Origin of the sequence: Miltoncostaea oceani, from assembly GCF_018141545.1 — a bacterium.
Classification (GTDB): domain Bacteria; phylum Actinomycetota; class Thermoleophilia; order Miltoncostaeales; family Miltoncostaeaceae; genus Miltoncostaea; species Miltoncostaea oceani.
Genome location: NZ_CP064356.1, coordinates 827,746 through 841,335 on the forward strand (window position 1 = coordinate 827,746; position 13,590 = coordinate 841,335).

Sequence of the window (13,590 nt, forward strand, 5' to 3'; positions counted from 1 at the left end):
TCGGATCGTTTCGTGCAGCCCTTGTGTCGGCATCGCCGGGGGCCGTCTTGACCGGGGCGGGCCGGCGCCGTCGCGCGGGTCGGGCCCCCCGCTACGATTGGCGGATGCCCGTGTTCCTGTGCCCCCGGTGCGCCTACCGCGAGAGCGGCAGCGAGCGGAACGTGCGCCACCAGCCGCGCGGCTGCTCGCGGTGCGGCTTCGGCTTCGCGTTCGAGCTGCTCGAGGACTACTACGCGAGCCCGAAGACGGCGCTGATCGTGTGCGACCGCGACCGCCGCATCCTGGTCGCGGGGCACGCCGCGTTCGCCGTCACCGGCTACGACGAGGGCGAGCTGCTCGGGCACGAGTTCGCGGAGCGGCTGGGCCTGTCGGGCTTCCCCGACGGCGACCCGGCGGCGCGCAGCCTGGAGTGGGGCGTGCGCGTGCTGGACGTGCCCTGCACCTACCGGTTCAACGGGTCGCCCGACGACATCCCGGCGGTGGCGGACTTCTTCCCCGCCTACGACGACGACGGCGGACTGCTGGTGGCCGTGACGCCGAAGGCCCCCGCGGCGTCCTAGGGCATTCCTCCCGGCGGGGGCGCGACGAGGGAGTGGGCATGGAGCGGCGGCGACTGGGCGGGACCGACCTCGAGCTGTCGGTGATCGGGCTCGGCACCTGGGTCTTCGGAGGGCGCTGGGGCGGGGCCGAGGACGCCGACTCCGAGGCGGCCTGCCACGCCGCCCTCGACGCGGGGATCAACTGGATCGACACCGCCGACATCTACGGCCAGGGGCGCGCCGAGCGGATCGTCGGGAAGGTCGTCCGGGACCGGGGCGACGACGTCGTCGTCGCCACGAAGGGCGGGGTCGCGTGGGAGGTCGGCGACGCCGGCCTGCGCATCTGGCGGGAGGCCTCCGCCGAGTACCTGCGGATGTCGCTGGAGCGGAGCCTCACCGCCCTCGGCATGGAGGCCGTCGACCTCTACCAGGTGCACTGGCCGGTCGGCGGCGTCCCCGCGGAGGAGTCCATCGGCGCGCTCGTCGACCTGCGCGCCGAGGGCAAGATCCGCGCGATCGGCGTGTCGAACTACCACCTGGCCGACCTGGAGGCGGCCGGGGCGGTTGCCGCGATCGACTCGTACCAGCCGGGGTACCACCTGATGCGCCGCGACATCGAGGACGGCGAGCTGCCGTGGTGCGCGGCGAACGGCGTCGGCGTCATCGCGTACGGCCCCCTCGGGCACGGCCTGCTCACCGGCAAGATGGGCGCCGCGACGCGCTTCGCCGAGAACGACTGGCGCGCGACGAGCGAGTTCTTCGCGGACGAGGCGTTCCCCGAGCGCCTCGCCGTCGTCGACGAGCTGACGGCGCTGGCCCGTGAGTCGGGCCGTCCCGGCGGCGTGGCGGAGCTCGCCGTCGTGTGGGTGCTCCGCCGCCCCGAGGTCACCGCCGCGATCGTCGGCGCGCGCTCCGCGGCGCAGGCCGAGGCGAACGCCGCGCTCGCCGGGGCGCCCCTCTCGGCCGACGAGGAACGGGAGATCGAGGCGATCCTCGCCCGCTACCCGGCCGCGTCGCGGCCCTACGGCCACGGCGAGCCCCCCGACCCGTCGGATCCGTCCGCGGGGTAGGGTGAGCCATGGCGATCGCCGGACCACGTCGGCGCAGCTCCGACGCCCGCACTACCCAGGGGCCCGCGTTCGGGCCCACGCCGGGCGGGATCGGGCCGCCGGACCCCGACGGCGTCGCGCGGTCCCTCGCCCTCGCCCTGGAGACGGCCCGCCGGTCGCGCCGACCGCTGACGCTGGTCGCGATGGACGCCCCCGAGGGGTCCGACGAGGCGGTGCTCGCCCGCGTCGCGGAGCTCGTCCGGAGCACGGTGCGCGACACCGACGGCCTGTGGCGGGACGGTCCCGGTAGCCTTGTCCTCGTGCTCACCGACGTCGACGGACCCAACTGCGAACCCGCGCTGGCGCGCCTGCGCCTGCGGCTGCGACGCGAGGGGTTCGGCACCACGCTGATGGGCCGCGCGTCCCCGGCGCCCGGGATCGGCGCCGACGACCTGCTCGAGCTCGCCCGCGGCGACCGCCGCATCGTCTCCCGCCCGCACCGGCCCGAGTGAGCGCCGCGTGAGGGTCGCGGTGGTCGGTGCGACCGGCCTCATCGGCAGGCGGCTGTGCGCGGCGCTGGCGGCGCGCGGCGACACCGCGATCGCGGTGTCCCGGTCGGGCTCGGCCGGCATCGACGGCGTGCCCGACGTGCGCTGGGACCCGGGCGAGGGCCCCCCGCCCGCGGCGCTGACCGACGGCGTCGACGCCGTCGTCAACCTGGCGGGCGCGCCGATCGGCGGGAAGCGCTGGACGGCGGAGCGCAAGCGCGTCATCCGCGAGAGCCGCACCGTCCCCACCCGCATGATCGTCGACGCCCTCTCCGCCGACGGCGCCCCCCGGGTGCTCGTCAACGCGAGCGCGGTCGGCTACTACGGCCCGACGGAGGCCGAGGTCGACGAGTCCTCGCCGCCCGGGTCCGACTTCCTGGCCGACACCTGCGTGGCGTGGGAGCGCGAGGCGCTGCGCGCCCGCGACCACGGCGTGCGGGTGGTGCTGGTCCGGACCGGCATCGTCCTGGCCCGCGACGGCGGCGCCCTGCCGCAGATGGCCCTGCCGGTGAAGCTCTTCGCGGGCGGCCCGATCGGCGGTGGACGCCAGTGGGTCCCGTGGATCCACATCGACGACGAGGTCGGGCTGATCCTGTTCGCCCTCGACCACGCCGAGGTCGACGGCCCCCTCAACGCGACCGCGCCCGACCCGGCCCGCCAGCGCGACCTGGTGAAGGCGATCGCCGCCGCCCTCGGCCGCCCTGCGATCCTGCCGACCCCGGCTCTTCCGCTGCGCCTGGCGATGGGCGAGATGTCCACCCTCGCCCTCGACGGGCAGCGCGCCGTCCCCCGCGCCGCCCTCGCGGCGGGGTACCCCTTCGTGCACACCGACGTCCGCGCCGCGCTGGAGGACGTCTACCGCTGACCGCGCGGGCCCCCGCGCGGGCCCCGGTTCAGCGCAGCCGGGCCTGCCAGTCGGGCGGGACGGCGCCGGCGGGGCCCGGCACCGGCTGGTCGGGCGGGTGCGCCTCGGGCGGCGCCAGCCGGGGGCCGTAGGCGTAGGCCTCGTCGGGGAACGACCAGAACCAGTCCTCGCCCGGCTCGAAGCTCTGCACCACGGGGTGGCCGCTCGCGGCGGCATGGGCACGGGCGTGCCCGCTCGGCGACGAGTCGCAGCACCCGACGTGGCCGCACGCCGCGCAGCGGCGCAGGTGGAACCACCAGCCGGGACCGTCGCCGGCGAGGCAGTCGGCGCAGCCGGTCCCGCTCGGGGGCACCGTCGGGTCGATGGCGGCCGTGCTCATGGCGCCTCCTCGTCGGGGAACAGGGTGCGGATCTCCGCGTCGACCTTCAGCCAGCTCTCGCGGACGAAGGTGGTGCCGACGGTGTAGCGGGCGCCGGGCAGCACGCGGGCGAGCTTCAGGTCGTCCTCCCCCGGGCGCTCCTCGAGGCGCTCGACGAGCGCCTTGTACTCCTCGACGATCTGGCCCATCTCGAAGTGCGCGTTCTGGATCTGGTCCAGGAGGCGGTAGAGGGGGGCGAACGGATCACCGGAGGAGTGGGTGCCCATGGGTGCCTCGCGGTCGGGGACGCGCCGCGGCGATGCTACCGTAGGCCACGATCGCGGGGGATTAGCTCAGCTGGGAGAGCGCCGCCTTTGCAAGGCGGAGGTCGTCGGTTCGATCCCGTCATCCTCCACTACCACGGCGACGGTGAGAGCCCCGCTCCGGCGGGCCTTTCACATGTCCGCGCGCGCCACACGGCGGAGGCGCGCAGACGACGACATCCACCAGCAGGTGGTGGCCACGTGGTGGCCACCCTCGTTCGCCGGGGGGCGCCGCCCTGAGCTCGGCAGGGGGGCAGGGGGTGGGGAGGCCGCGCATCGAGACAATGAGCGTGAAGGACGCCGCGTCCGCTCTCGGCATCGTGCGGAATAGCTGCCACCCGGCCATCCGCGCAGCGAAGTGCCTGCGGTGCGCATCGGTGGGCGGCTCCTCGTTCCGCGCGCGGCGCTGACGCGGCTCCTAACCCCCGCATGGTGCGAGCCAACCTCGGGCCGCCGGCCGGTGCGGCCGCCCGGCCCGGGGGCTCTCGGCGCGCGAAGCCGCCTCCTATACGTTCGTCGAGCTGACATCCGTGGCGTGGTCGCGGAGGATCGCTTCGCCCGCGGTGAGGCTCGTTATGCGCCTTGGAGAGGAGCGTGCTGGATTGACTCCGAAGCGTCACGAGTCGAGTTCGGTCTGGCCGAGGCCCGTCACTTTCGGCCTCCTGGCAGCCGTCGTTGGCAGCGCTTTCGTCGCTGGCCAAGCCAGCGCAGACCCTTGGTCGACCTTTCCCATGGGCAACGGTTGGGCGAACCCATCGGGCAACAAAGCCTTCCACAGCTGGGACTTCGGTCGAGTTGGTTGCGGGACCGGACACTATTTCGGCGGTATCGCGCACCTGGGCACTGACTCCCAGTCCAACAATGTCGGGGACCCTGTGCACGCCATCGCGGATGGCACCGTCGCGCAGGTCGTCAATCCTTGGGACCACGGCGCCGCGGTCGGGATCGAGCATCGGGCGTCCGATGCGAGCCGCTTCGTGGCGCTCTATGGCCATGTGGTTCCCCGGGTGAAGCCAGGAGACCGCGTCAGGCGGGGCCAGGTCATCGCCAAGATCCACGAGTACGACGCTGACCCTGCGACGCCGGGCTACGAGCCAGCCCAGCATCTGCATCTCGGTATTCGACCACTCCGCGGCGGCGAGCGCGGTTCCGCGGTTGCTCTTCGTGGACGAACCTTGTGCGCGACGTACGACGCGTACGGCTTAGTCGAGCCGATCGCATTCCTTCGGGCCCGGAAGCCGGGAAGCGCCGGAAGCTCGCCTCGGGGCAAGCTCGACCGGGTCCGGGGGCTGCAGGGCAACCGCATCCGCGTCCAGGGTTGGGCATTCGATCCGGACAACGCCGCGAAGCCTGTCAAGGTCGTGGCGTGGATCGATGGGAGGCCCGGGCAGAAAGGCGCCCGGCGAGTGGATCTCGGCTACGCCACCCTCAAGAGGGGGGACGTCGAGCGAGCCTTCAGGAAGAAGTTCCCCGGGGTCGGCAACCGACACGGCTTCGACCGCACCATCGACAAGGTGTCTCCGGGGAGCCACACGGTTCGTGTGTATGCGGTGAATCGTTTCAAGGGTGGCGGCCTCGCCCGGCTTGGCGGCCGGACGATCCGGGTCCCTAAGCCGCCGACCGGGAGGTGGATCGCGTATGACACGACGCTGGGGATCCACCTCGTCCGGCCCGACGGCTCACAGCGCCGCATGCTCGTCAACCAGCGAGGGGCTCGAAGCCCGAGCTGGTCGAGGGACGGCAAGTGGGTCGCGTTCGAGTATCGGCCCGACAAGTTCGGCAACATCACCTCCTCGACGACGGTGCACGTGGTTCGGGCTGACGGACGCCTGCGGCGCAAGGTCGCGCGAGGGCACACCCCCGCCTGGAGCCTCGACGGCCGAGAGGTCTACTACCTGCCCAGAAACCTTGATCGAACGGCCGGAGTGGTCCTTGCGGTCAACGTGAAGACGGGCAAGATTCGCCGGACGAAGTTCGTAACGACGGCGCGCTCGCACGACGGCTCCCAGATGGCGCACTTCGGTGGTGGGCCCTGCCCGCCCCCTCAGCAGCCCGGGTACGAGAACATTTGCGACGCGCCCTTCTGGCTCCACATCGTTTCGACCCGCGACGGTCGGGAGCAGACGATTCGGGTGCCACGACGAAGCGCGGACCCGCTTCCGCTCTCGTGGTCACCTTCGGGTGAAGTTCTCTACAACTGCGAGGGCGCTGCAGCCTCACGGTGGCGTGACCTGTGCGCGTACGACACCGTTCGCCGGCGGTTCACTCATTTCAGAGGCCCCAGCCAGACTGCTGAGATGGCCGGTTCGTTCTCCCCGGACGGCTCCCAGATCGCGGTCGCCGCGCTCGAGGGCCTCTACGTGAGACCTCGCTCGCGCAACGGCGTGAGATGGCTTGTTCGAAATCCGGCAGTCATCGCGGATCCGGTTGCTGGTCGCTCCAACTCGCCCTTCTCTCCCGCCTGGCAGCCATGATCTCGCTCCCCACCTGTGGGCAGGACTATCCGTCGCTCTGTGCAGTTGGGCCCTCATGGTCGCGGGCAAGAGTCTCAGCACGGTGCAGTCACGGAGCAGTGGTGGTCACGTGGTGGTCACGTTGGGGACCACCCCGACGAACACCCTGCTGAAGGAGAACCTCCACCCGCCTTCGCACGGCGGAGGTCGTCGGTTCGATCCCGTCATCCTCCATCGCCCGGCCCCGGGATCCCCGGCGGCGGCGGGCACCGCCGTCCGCGTCGTCGCGGGCGTGTCCTAGGCTTCCGGCGATGCTCCGCATCCGCCTCGTCGGTGAGCTCCGCGTGGAACTCGACGGGCGAGGACTGCCCGCCCTCGCCAGCCGACGCGCGCGGTCGCTCCTCGCCTGGCTCGCGTACCACCCGGGCCTCCACCCCCGCACGCGGGTCGCGTCGGTCTTCTGGCCCGACGTGCTGGACGCCAGCGCCCGCGCGAGCCTCCGGACCACCCTCGCGCTGCTGCGGCGCGACCTGGGGGACGGCGCCGGCGCCGCGATCGCCGCCGGGCGCGACCGCATCGGGATCGAGGACGGCCCCGGCGTCGTGGTCGACGTCCGCGAGATCGACCGGCTCGCCGCCGCCGGGCAGGGGGACGCGGCGCTCGCGCTCTGCACCGACGACCTCCTCACGGACCTCGACGACGACTGGGTGCTCGAGGCCCGCGACGCCCACCGCGACCGCGTCGTGGCGCTGCTCGCCGACCTGGGGCGGCGGGCCGAGGAGGCGGGCGACCTCGCGACCGCGATCGCGCACGCCCGGCGCCGGCGGGACCTCGAGCCGGTGTCCGAGGACGCGGCGCGGGTGCTGATGGACCGCCTCGCGGCGTCCGGCGACGCCGCCGCCGCCGTCGCCGTGTACGAGGCGTTCCGCGCCGCCCTGCGGCGCGACCTCGGCATGACCCCGTCGGCCCGGACCCGTGCCCTCGCGAGCGACCTGCGCGCCGGACCGCGCTCCGGCGACGCCGGCGCCGTCCCCCTCCCCGCGGCCCTCGCCCGCCCCGAGGCCACGCCGCTCGTCGGCCGCCGCGAGGAGCTCGCCGCCCTCCGGTCGGCGTGGGCGCACGCCCGCGCGGGCACCGCCGGCGTCGTCGTCGTCGCCGGCGAGGCCGGGAGCGGCAAGACGCGCCTCCTCACCGAGATGGCCCAGGTCGCGCGCCGCGACGGCGCGACCGTGCTCGCCGGGCGCTGCACGGAGGACGGCGTCGTCGCGTTCGCCGCCTTCGCGGAGGCGCTGCGGCCCTACGCCGCCGCCGCCGGCGACACGCTGCCCGGGTGGGTAACGGGCGAGCTCGCCCGCCTCCTGCCGGAGCTCGCCGCCGGCCCCGCCCCCGACGGCGCGCCCGAGGGCGCCCGCCACCGGCTCTTCGAGGCGGTCGCCGCGACCGTCGGCGCGGCGGCGGCGGCCCGGCCGGTGCTGCTCGTCGTGGAGGACCTCCACTGGGCGGACGCCGCCACCCTCCAGATGCTCGCCCACGTGGTGCGCTCCGTCGGATGGGCGCCCCTGCTCGTCCTCGGCTCCACGCGCCACGAGGACGCCGCCGCGGTCCCCGCCCTCCACGCCCTGCTCGGCGACCTGCGCCGCGAGCGGCGCCTCGGCCGCGTCGCGCTCGACGGGCTCACGGAGGCCGAGGTCGGGGCGCTGACGGGCGCGTGGCTCGGGGCGGCGTCCCCGCCGGAGCTGACCGCCGCGGTGCACGCCCGCACCGGCGGCAACCCCCTGTTCGTGGAGGAGCTCGCCCGCCACCTCGCCGAGGCCCACCCCGGCGCGGCGCCGGCGGCGCTGGCCGTCACCGCCGGGGACGCCGTTCCGCAGGGCGTGCGGTCGGTGATCGACCGGCGGCTCGTGCACCTCGGCGACCCCACCGTCCGGGCCGTCCGGGTCGCGGCCGTCCTCGGCGACGAGTTCGACCTCGCCGACCTCGCCGCCGCGTCCGCGACCGGCGACGACGCGCTCGTCGGCCTCCTCGACGCGGCCGTCGCCGCGGGGCTCGTGCACGAGACGGCGGTCCCCGGCCGGTACGGCTTCGCCCACGCGCTGGTGCGCGCCGCCGTGCTCGCCGGCCTCACCGGCACCCGCCGGGCGCTGCTGCACCGCACCGTCGCCGACGCGCTCGAGGCCCTCCCCGGCGACGCCCCGGACCGGCGTGCCGGGGAGATCGCCCGGCACCTCCTCGACGCGCGGCCGCTCGTCGAGGCCCCCCGGGTCGCCGCGGCCGCCCTGCGCGCCGCCGGCCAGGCCACCCGCCGGCTCGCCTACGAGGACGCCGTCGCGCTGCTCGCGCGGACCCTGGACGGCGACCTCGGCGGGCGCGACCCGCTCCGCGCCGAGGTGCTGCTGGCCCTCGGCGACGCCCACCTGCGCCTCGGCGACGCGCCCGTGGCGGACGCCTGCTTCGACGACGCGGCCGCCGTGGCGCGCGACCTCGGCGACCCGGTGGCGCTCGCGCGGGCGGCGCTCGGCCGCGCCGGCCTCGGCGTGGCGATCGGCCCGGTGCGCCCGCCGGTCCGCGCCCTGCTCGAGGAGGCCCTCGGCGTCGTCGACGCGTCGTCGGAGCTGCGGCCCGCCCTCCTCGGGCGGCTCGCGATCGAGCTCTACTACGCCCCGCCCCCCGCACGGCGGGAGGAGCTCAGCGCCGAGGCCCTCGCCGCGGGCCGCCGCGCGGGGGGACGCGCGCTGCGGGAGGCGCTCGGCGCCCGCCACGTCGCCCTCTGGAGCCCCGACCACGCCGAGGAGCGCCTCGCCATCGCCGACGAGATGGTGGCGGCGGCGCGGGCGGCGGGGGACCGCGAGGCCGAGCTCCAAGGGGTCAACTGGCGCGTCGCGGACCTCTTCGAGCTCGGTGAGCGCGACGCCCTGACCGCGGCGATCGCGGAGCACGAGGGCCTCTCGGACGCCCTGCGCCTGCCCGCCTACCGCTGGTACGGGCCGATGTGGCGCGCGGCCCTCGCCCTGCTCGACGACCGCCTCGACGCGGCCGCCGCCCTGTCGGACCAGGGCGCCCGGATCGGCCGGGCCGCCCACGACACGAACGCGGAGCTGCTGTTCGCCGCCCAGCGCCTCGCGATCGACGCCTGCCGCGGCGACCTGACCCCCGGCGCGCACGCCGCCATCCGGGCGCGGATCGAGGGCTCCCCCGCGCGGCTCGCGTGGGTGGCGGGCCTCGGCATCGCGGCCGTCGCCGCGGGCGACCTCGCGGCGGCCCGCCGCGAGCTCCGGGCCGGCATCGCGGACCTCCCGGCGGCGACGGTCGACGTGAACTGGTTGTACGCCGTCCAGGCGCTCGGCGCGGTCGCCGCGCGGCTCGGCGACGTCGCCGCGGCGGAGGTCGTCCACCCCCTCCTCGCACCCCACGCCCATCGCGTCGTGACCGTGGGACGGGGGTGCTTCAGCACCGGGTCCGCGGCGCTGAGCCTCGGGCTGGTCGCGGCGACGCTCGGCGACGCGGCCGGCGCGGTCGCGCACCTCGAGGAGGCGGTGCGGCGCAACGACGCGTTCGGCGCGGTCGCCCTCGCGGCGGCCGCGCGGCGGGCGCTCGCCGCCCGCGTCGACGACCCCGCCCGGGCGGAGGGGCTCCGCCGGGCCGCGGCCGGCGTCGGCGGGGCGACCCTGCCGGGCGACCTCTACCGGTGACGGCCGTGCACGGAGGACTCACGCGGCACTGACGGTGGCGTTGCGGGCGCCGGCGAGCCTGGACGGGTCAACCCCCCCACGAGGAGGACCGCCATGTCCGCTCCGACCACCGCCCGCCCCGCCGGCGCCGACGAGCTCGCCGAGCAGGTCGCCGGCGACCTGATCGCCCCCGGCGACCCCCGCTACGACGAGGCCCGCCGGCTCTGGAACGGGATGATCGACAAGCACCCGGCGCTGATCGTCCGCTGCGCCGACGCCGACGACGTGAGCGCCGTCGTCCGCTTCGCCGCCGCCCGGGGCCTGCCGCTCGCGGTGCGCGGCGGCGGCCACAACGTGGCGGGCACCGCGTCCGTCGACGACGGCGTCGTGATCGACCTCTCCGCGATGCGGGCCGTCCGCGTCGACGCGGACGCGGGGACGGTGCACGTGGAGGGCGGCGCCACCTGGGCCGACGTCGACCGCGTCACCGCGCCCCTCGGCCTCGCCACCCCCGGCGGCGTCGTCTCGGAGACCGGCGTCGCCGGCCTCGCCCTCAGCGGCGGCGTGTCGTCCCAGCGACGCCTCCACGGAATGACGATCGACAACCTCGTGTCCGCCGACGTCGTCCTCGCCGACGGCCGGCAGGTCCACGCGAGCGCCGCCGAGCACGCCGACCTGCACTGGGCGATCCGGGGCGGCGGCGGCAACTTCGGCGTCGTCACGTCGTTCGAGCTGCGCCTGCACCCGCTCGGCCCGGAGGTGTTCGACGTCAACGTCTTCTACCCCGTCGAGGACGCCGCGCGGGTGATCGCGGGCTGGCGCGACGCCGTCGCCGGGGCGCCCGACGAGATCACGAGCGCCGCCTTCGTCTGGACGTTCCCCGTCGTGCCCGACCTGCCGGAGCACCTGCGCGGAGTGCCCTACGTGGGCGTCACCGCCATGTACGCCGGGCCGGTCGCGGAGGGCGAGCGGGCCCTCCGGCCGTTGCGCGCTCTCGCGACGCCCCTCGTCGACATGAGCGGCCCCGTCTCCTACCTCGACAAGCAGCGCTCCCTCGACCCGTACTTCCCCGCCGGGCTCCGGTACTACTGGAAGGCGCTCTACCTCGACGACCTCACCGACGCGGCGGTCGCGCAGACGGTGTCGTGGAGCGCGCGGCGCCCCTCCGACCGCACGCTCGTGGTGATCCGCCACTGCGGGGGCGCCATGTCGCGCGTCGCCGCCCACGAGACGGCGTTCGGCGACCGCTCCTCCGAGTGGATGCTGAGCATCGACGCGACGTGGGACGACCCGGCCGACGACGCGCGCAACATCGCCTGGGCACGCGACTACTGGGACGACGCCCACCGTCACTCCCGGGACGGCAAGACCTACTTCAACTTCCCCGGGCTGCTCGAGGAGGGCGACGCCGCCGTGCGGGCGAGCCACGGCGCGAACCACGCGCGGCTGGCGCGCATCAAGGCGGAGTACGACCCCGGCAACCTCTTCCGCCTCAACCCGAACATCCGCCCCGCGACCTGACCGCCGCGCGGTCCCGCGCGGGTGGACGTGACGCCCGACCCGCTCCTACGCCCCGGAGGCCAGGGGCGGGTCGGTCGTGCCCGCGATCCCCACCGCGGGCGGTGACGGGCCGGCCGGGGTGTGCAGCCCACGCGCCGCGAGCACCGTGAGGAACGCGGCGACGACGGTGGGGTCGAACTGCGTGCCGGCGCCGTCCCGCAGTTCCACGACCGCCTCCTCAGGGGTCCGCGCGACGTCATAGGGGCGGTCGGCGGTCATGGCCTCGAACGCGTCGCAGCAGAAGACGATGCGGGCGAGCAGGGGGATCCGCTCGCCCGCGATGCCGTGCGGGTAGCCGTCGCCGTCCCAGCGTTCGTGCACGGCCACCAGGACGGGGGCGAGATGCGCCAGGCTGGGGATCTCGGCCGCGATCTCCGCCCCCGCCTCGGGATGGCGCCGCATCAGCTCCCACTCGCGGGGGGTGAGGGGCCCCGGCCTGTCGAGGACCTCCTGGGGGACCGCCAGCTTGCCCACGTCGTGCATGCAGGCGACCGCCCTCAGGTCGCTGAGCCGGTCGCCCGCGATCCCGAGGCCCCGCCCGACGGCGACGGCGAGGTCGGCGACGGTGTCCGAGTGCTCACCGGTCGCCCCGTCCTTCGCGGCGAGCGCCCGCAGCATCGAGTGGACGGCGGCGTCCGCTGCGGCACGCACCCGCCGGCGGGGGGCCTCCGAGATGGTGAAGGCCCCGGCGACGACGGCCGGCCCGAGGATCGTCCAGGCGATCGCCATCACGGTCTCGCGGGTCGCCTCGGCCGCCGCGACCCGCTGGGCGGCGAGCAGCGCCTCGGCGGCGATCGCGGTGGCCATGGCCAGTGGGAGGCGGAGGCGTACGCCCGCCAGGCCGAGGAGCAGCAGCAGCACCAGGTGGGCGCCCTCGAAGTCGCCGTCGCCGGGCAGCGCCAGCGGGCTGAGGGCCACGACCATGCATGCGGCGGCGAGGCCGACGGCCCGCGGATCCCCCGAGGGCCAGCGGGGCGCCGCGACGAGCGCCGCCAGGGTCCGCGTGGCACGGCCGGAGCGACCTCCGAGCCCGAGGGGTCCTTCGCGCCCGCGCGGTGCGTCCATGACGCGTCACGATACCCCCGGACGTCGCCCCTCGGGGGGCGTGGGGGCCGCCGTCCTCCGCGCCCGCGGGGTGCACGGGGGCACGCGATCCCGCTACGGTGCCCGACCACCACGGGGCGGACGTGCGGCGGCCGTCCCGGGATGCCGATGGGAGGGTGGATGGACGGTCCCCGCAGACGGGCGTGCGTGGCGGCGGCGCTCGCGGCCCTCGCCGCCGGCGCCGCCGCCGACGCGGCCACCGCGGCGCAGGTCGGCCGGGGGACCCCCGCGAGCTGCACGTCGGCCGCCGTCGAGGGCGCCGTCGCCCGCGGCGGGACCGTCACCTTCGACTGCGGTCCGGCGCCCGTGACCATCGTGATGCGCCGCACCGCGAAGGTCCGCAACACGAGCCGCACCGTCGTCATCGACGGGGGCGGCCTCGTGACGCTCAGCGGGGCGGGCCGCCGGCGGATCCTCTACCAGAACACCTGCGACCGGGCGCAGGTCTGGACCACCAGCCACTGCCAGGACCAGGCGACGCCGCGCCTCGTGGTGCGCGACATCACGTTCGCGGCCGGTGACGCGACGGGGGAGGCGGTCGACGGCGGTGGCGGCGGCGCGATCTTCGCGCGCGGCGGGCGCCTCGAGATCGTCCGGGCCCGCTTCACCGGCAACCGTTGCGACCGCACGGGTCCCGACGTGGGCGGCGCCGCGGTGCGGGTGCTCGACCAGCACCGCGACCGCCCCGTCCGCGTCGTCGGGAGCACCTTCACCGGCGGCCGGTGCGCGAACGGCGGCGCGATCAGCAGCATCGGCGTGTCGTGGGCGATCACCGGCTCCACGTTCACCGGCAACCGCGCCGTCGGCCGGGGCGCGAACCCGGCGCGGACGGGCGCCCCCGGCGGCGGGAGCGGCGGTGCGATCTACCTGGACGGCGACCGGTTCACCCTCGACCTCCGCCGATCGACGCTCACCGGGAACACCGCCCGCGAGGGCGGCGGCGCGATCTTCTTCGTCAGCAACGACCGCACCGGGACGGCGCGCATCGCGGCCTCCACCCTGCGCGCCAACCGCAGCCTCGGCTTCGAGACCGCCGGGCTCCCCGGCATCTTCTTCCTCGGCGCCCGCCGACCGGCCCTCGTGGAGGGGACGCGCCTCATCCCGTGAGGGGACGGCCCGGGCG

11 protein-coding genes and 1 tRNA gene are annotated in these 13,590 nt (G+C 75.8%); 9 read left to right on the plus strand and 3 right to left on the minus strand.

Annotated elements, in window-relative coordinates:
* Window positions 1-104 precede the first annotated feature (104 nt).
* The 4 genes from IU369_RS04150 to IU369_RS04165 are packed head-to-tail and all read left to right on the plus strand — an operon-like array spanning window position 105 to window position 3,001.
* Window positions 105-560: a PAS domain-containing protein gene (locus tag IU369_RS04150; RefSeq protein ID WP_217923307.1), complete on the plus strand. Its 456-nt coding sequence runs from the start codon at window positions 105-107 to the stop codon at window positions 558-560.
* A 38-nt stretch (window positions 561-598) separates the two neighbouring features.
* Window positions 599-1,609 carry an aldo/keto reductase gene (locus IU369_RS04155; RefSeq protein ID WP_217923308.1) on the plus strand — a complete coding sequence of 337 codons (1,011 nt, stop codon included), beginning with the start codon at window positions 599-601 and terminating at the stop codon, window positions 1,607-1,609.
* 8 nt (window positions 1,610-1,617) lie between these two features.
* The gene (locus tag IU369_RS04160; RefSeq protein ID WP_217923309.1) at window positions 1,618-2,100 is read left to right on the plus strand and encodes a hypothetical protein; all 483 of its coding nucleotides are present in this window, start codon (window positions 1,618-1,620) and stop codon (window positions 2,098-2,100) included.
* Window positions 2,101-2,107: 7 nt separating this feature from the next.
* Window positions 2,108-3,001, plus strand: a complete 894-nt coding sequence (locus IU369_RS04165) for a TIGR01777 family oxidoreductase (RefSeq protein ID WP_217923310.1) — start codon at window positions 2,108-2,110, stop codon at window positions 2,999-3,001.
* A 28-nt stretch (window positions 3,002-3,029) separates the two neighbouring features.
* Here IU369_RS04165 and IU369_RS04170 read toward each other — a convergent pair whose 3' ends face one another.
* Window positions 3,030-3,380, minus strand: coding sequence for a UBP-type zinc finger domain-containing protein (locus IU369_RS04170; protein ID WP_217923311.1), 351 nt, complete (start codon window positions 3,378-3,380; stop codon window positions 3,030-3,032).
* Window positions 3,377-3,646: a hypothetical protein gene (locus tag IU369_RS04175; protein WP_217923312.1), complete on the minus strand. Its 270-nt coding sequence runs from the start codon at window positions 3,644-3,646 to the stop codon at window positions 3,377-3,379. Before IU369_RS04175 ends, IU369_RS04170 begins: the two co-directional genes overlap by 4 nt.
* 55 nt (window positions 3,647-3,701) lie before the next feature.
* Here IU369_RS04175 and IU369_RS04180 point away from each other — a divergent pair.
* The 4 genes from IU369_RS04180 (at window position 3,702) to IU369_RS04195 (ending at window position 11,324) form a co-directional block, all read left to right on the plus strand.
* Window positions 3,702-3,774 (plus strand) — tRNA-Ala (locus IU369_RS04180).
* A 639-nt stretch (window positions 3,775-4,413) separates the two neighbouring features.
* Complete coding sequence (locus tag IU369_RS04185) at window positions 4,414-6,156, plus strand: peptidoglycan DD-metalloendopeptidase family protein (RefSeq protein ID WP_217923313.1); 1,743 nt, start codon at window positions 4,414-4,416, stop codon at window positions 6,154-6,156.
* Window positions 6,157-6,446: 290 nt separating this feature from the next.
* Entirely contained in the window at window positions 6,447-9,824 is a 3,378-nt protein-coding gene (locus IU369_RS04190; RefSeq protein ID WP_217923314.1) for an ATP-binding protein, read from the plus strand.
* A gap of 93 nt (window positions 9,825-9,917) precedes the next feature.
* Window positions 9,918-11,324, plus strand: a complete 1,407-nt coding sequence (locus IU369_RS04195) for an FAD-binding oxidoreductase (protein WP_217923315.1) — start codon at window positions 9,918-9,920, stop codon at window positions 11,322-11,324.
* 45 nt (window positions 11,325-11,369) lie between these two features.
* On the opposite strand, the gene IU369_RS04200 is transcribed toward IU369_RS04195, so the two are convergent.
* Window positions 11,370-12,428, minus strand: coding sequence for an HD-GYP domain-containing protein (locus IU369_RS04200; protein WP_217923316.1), 1,059 nt, complete (start codon window positions 12,426-12,428; stop codon window positions 11,370-11,372).
* A 159-nt stretch (window positions 12,429-12,587) separates the two neighbouring features.
* Between IU369_RS04200 and IU369_RS04205 the strand changes: the two genes are divergently transcribed.
* Window positions 12,588-13,574: a hypothetical protein gene (locus tag IU369_RS04205; protein ID WP_217923317.1), complete on the plus strand. Its 987-nt coding sequence runs from the start codon at window positions 12,588-12,590 to the stop codon at window positions 13,572-13,574.
* The last annotated feature ends 16 nt before the right edge of the window (window positions 13,575-13,590 follow it).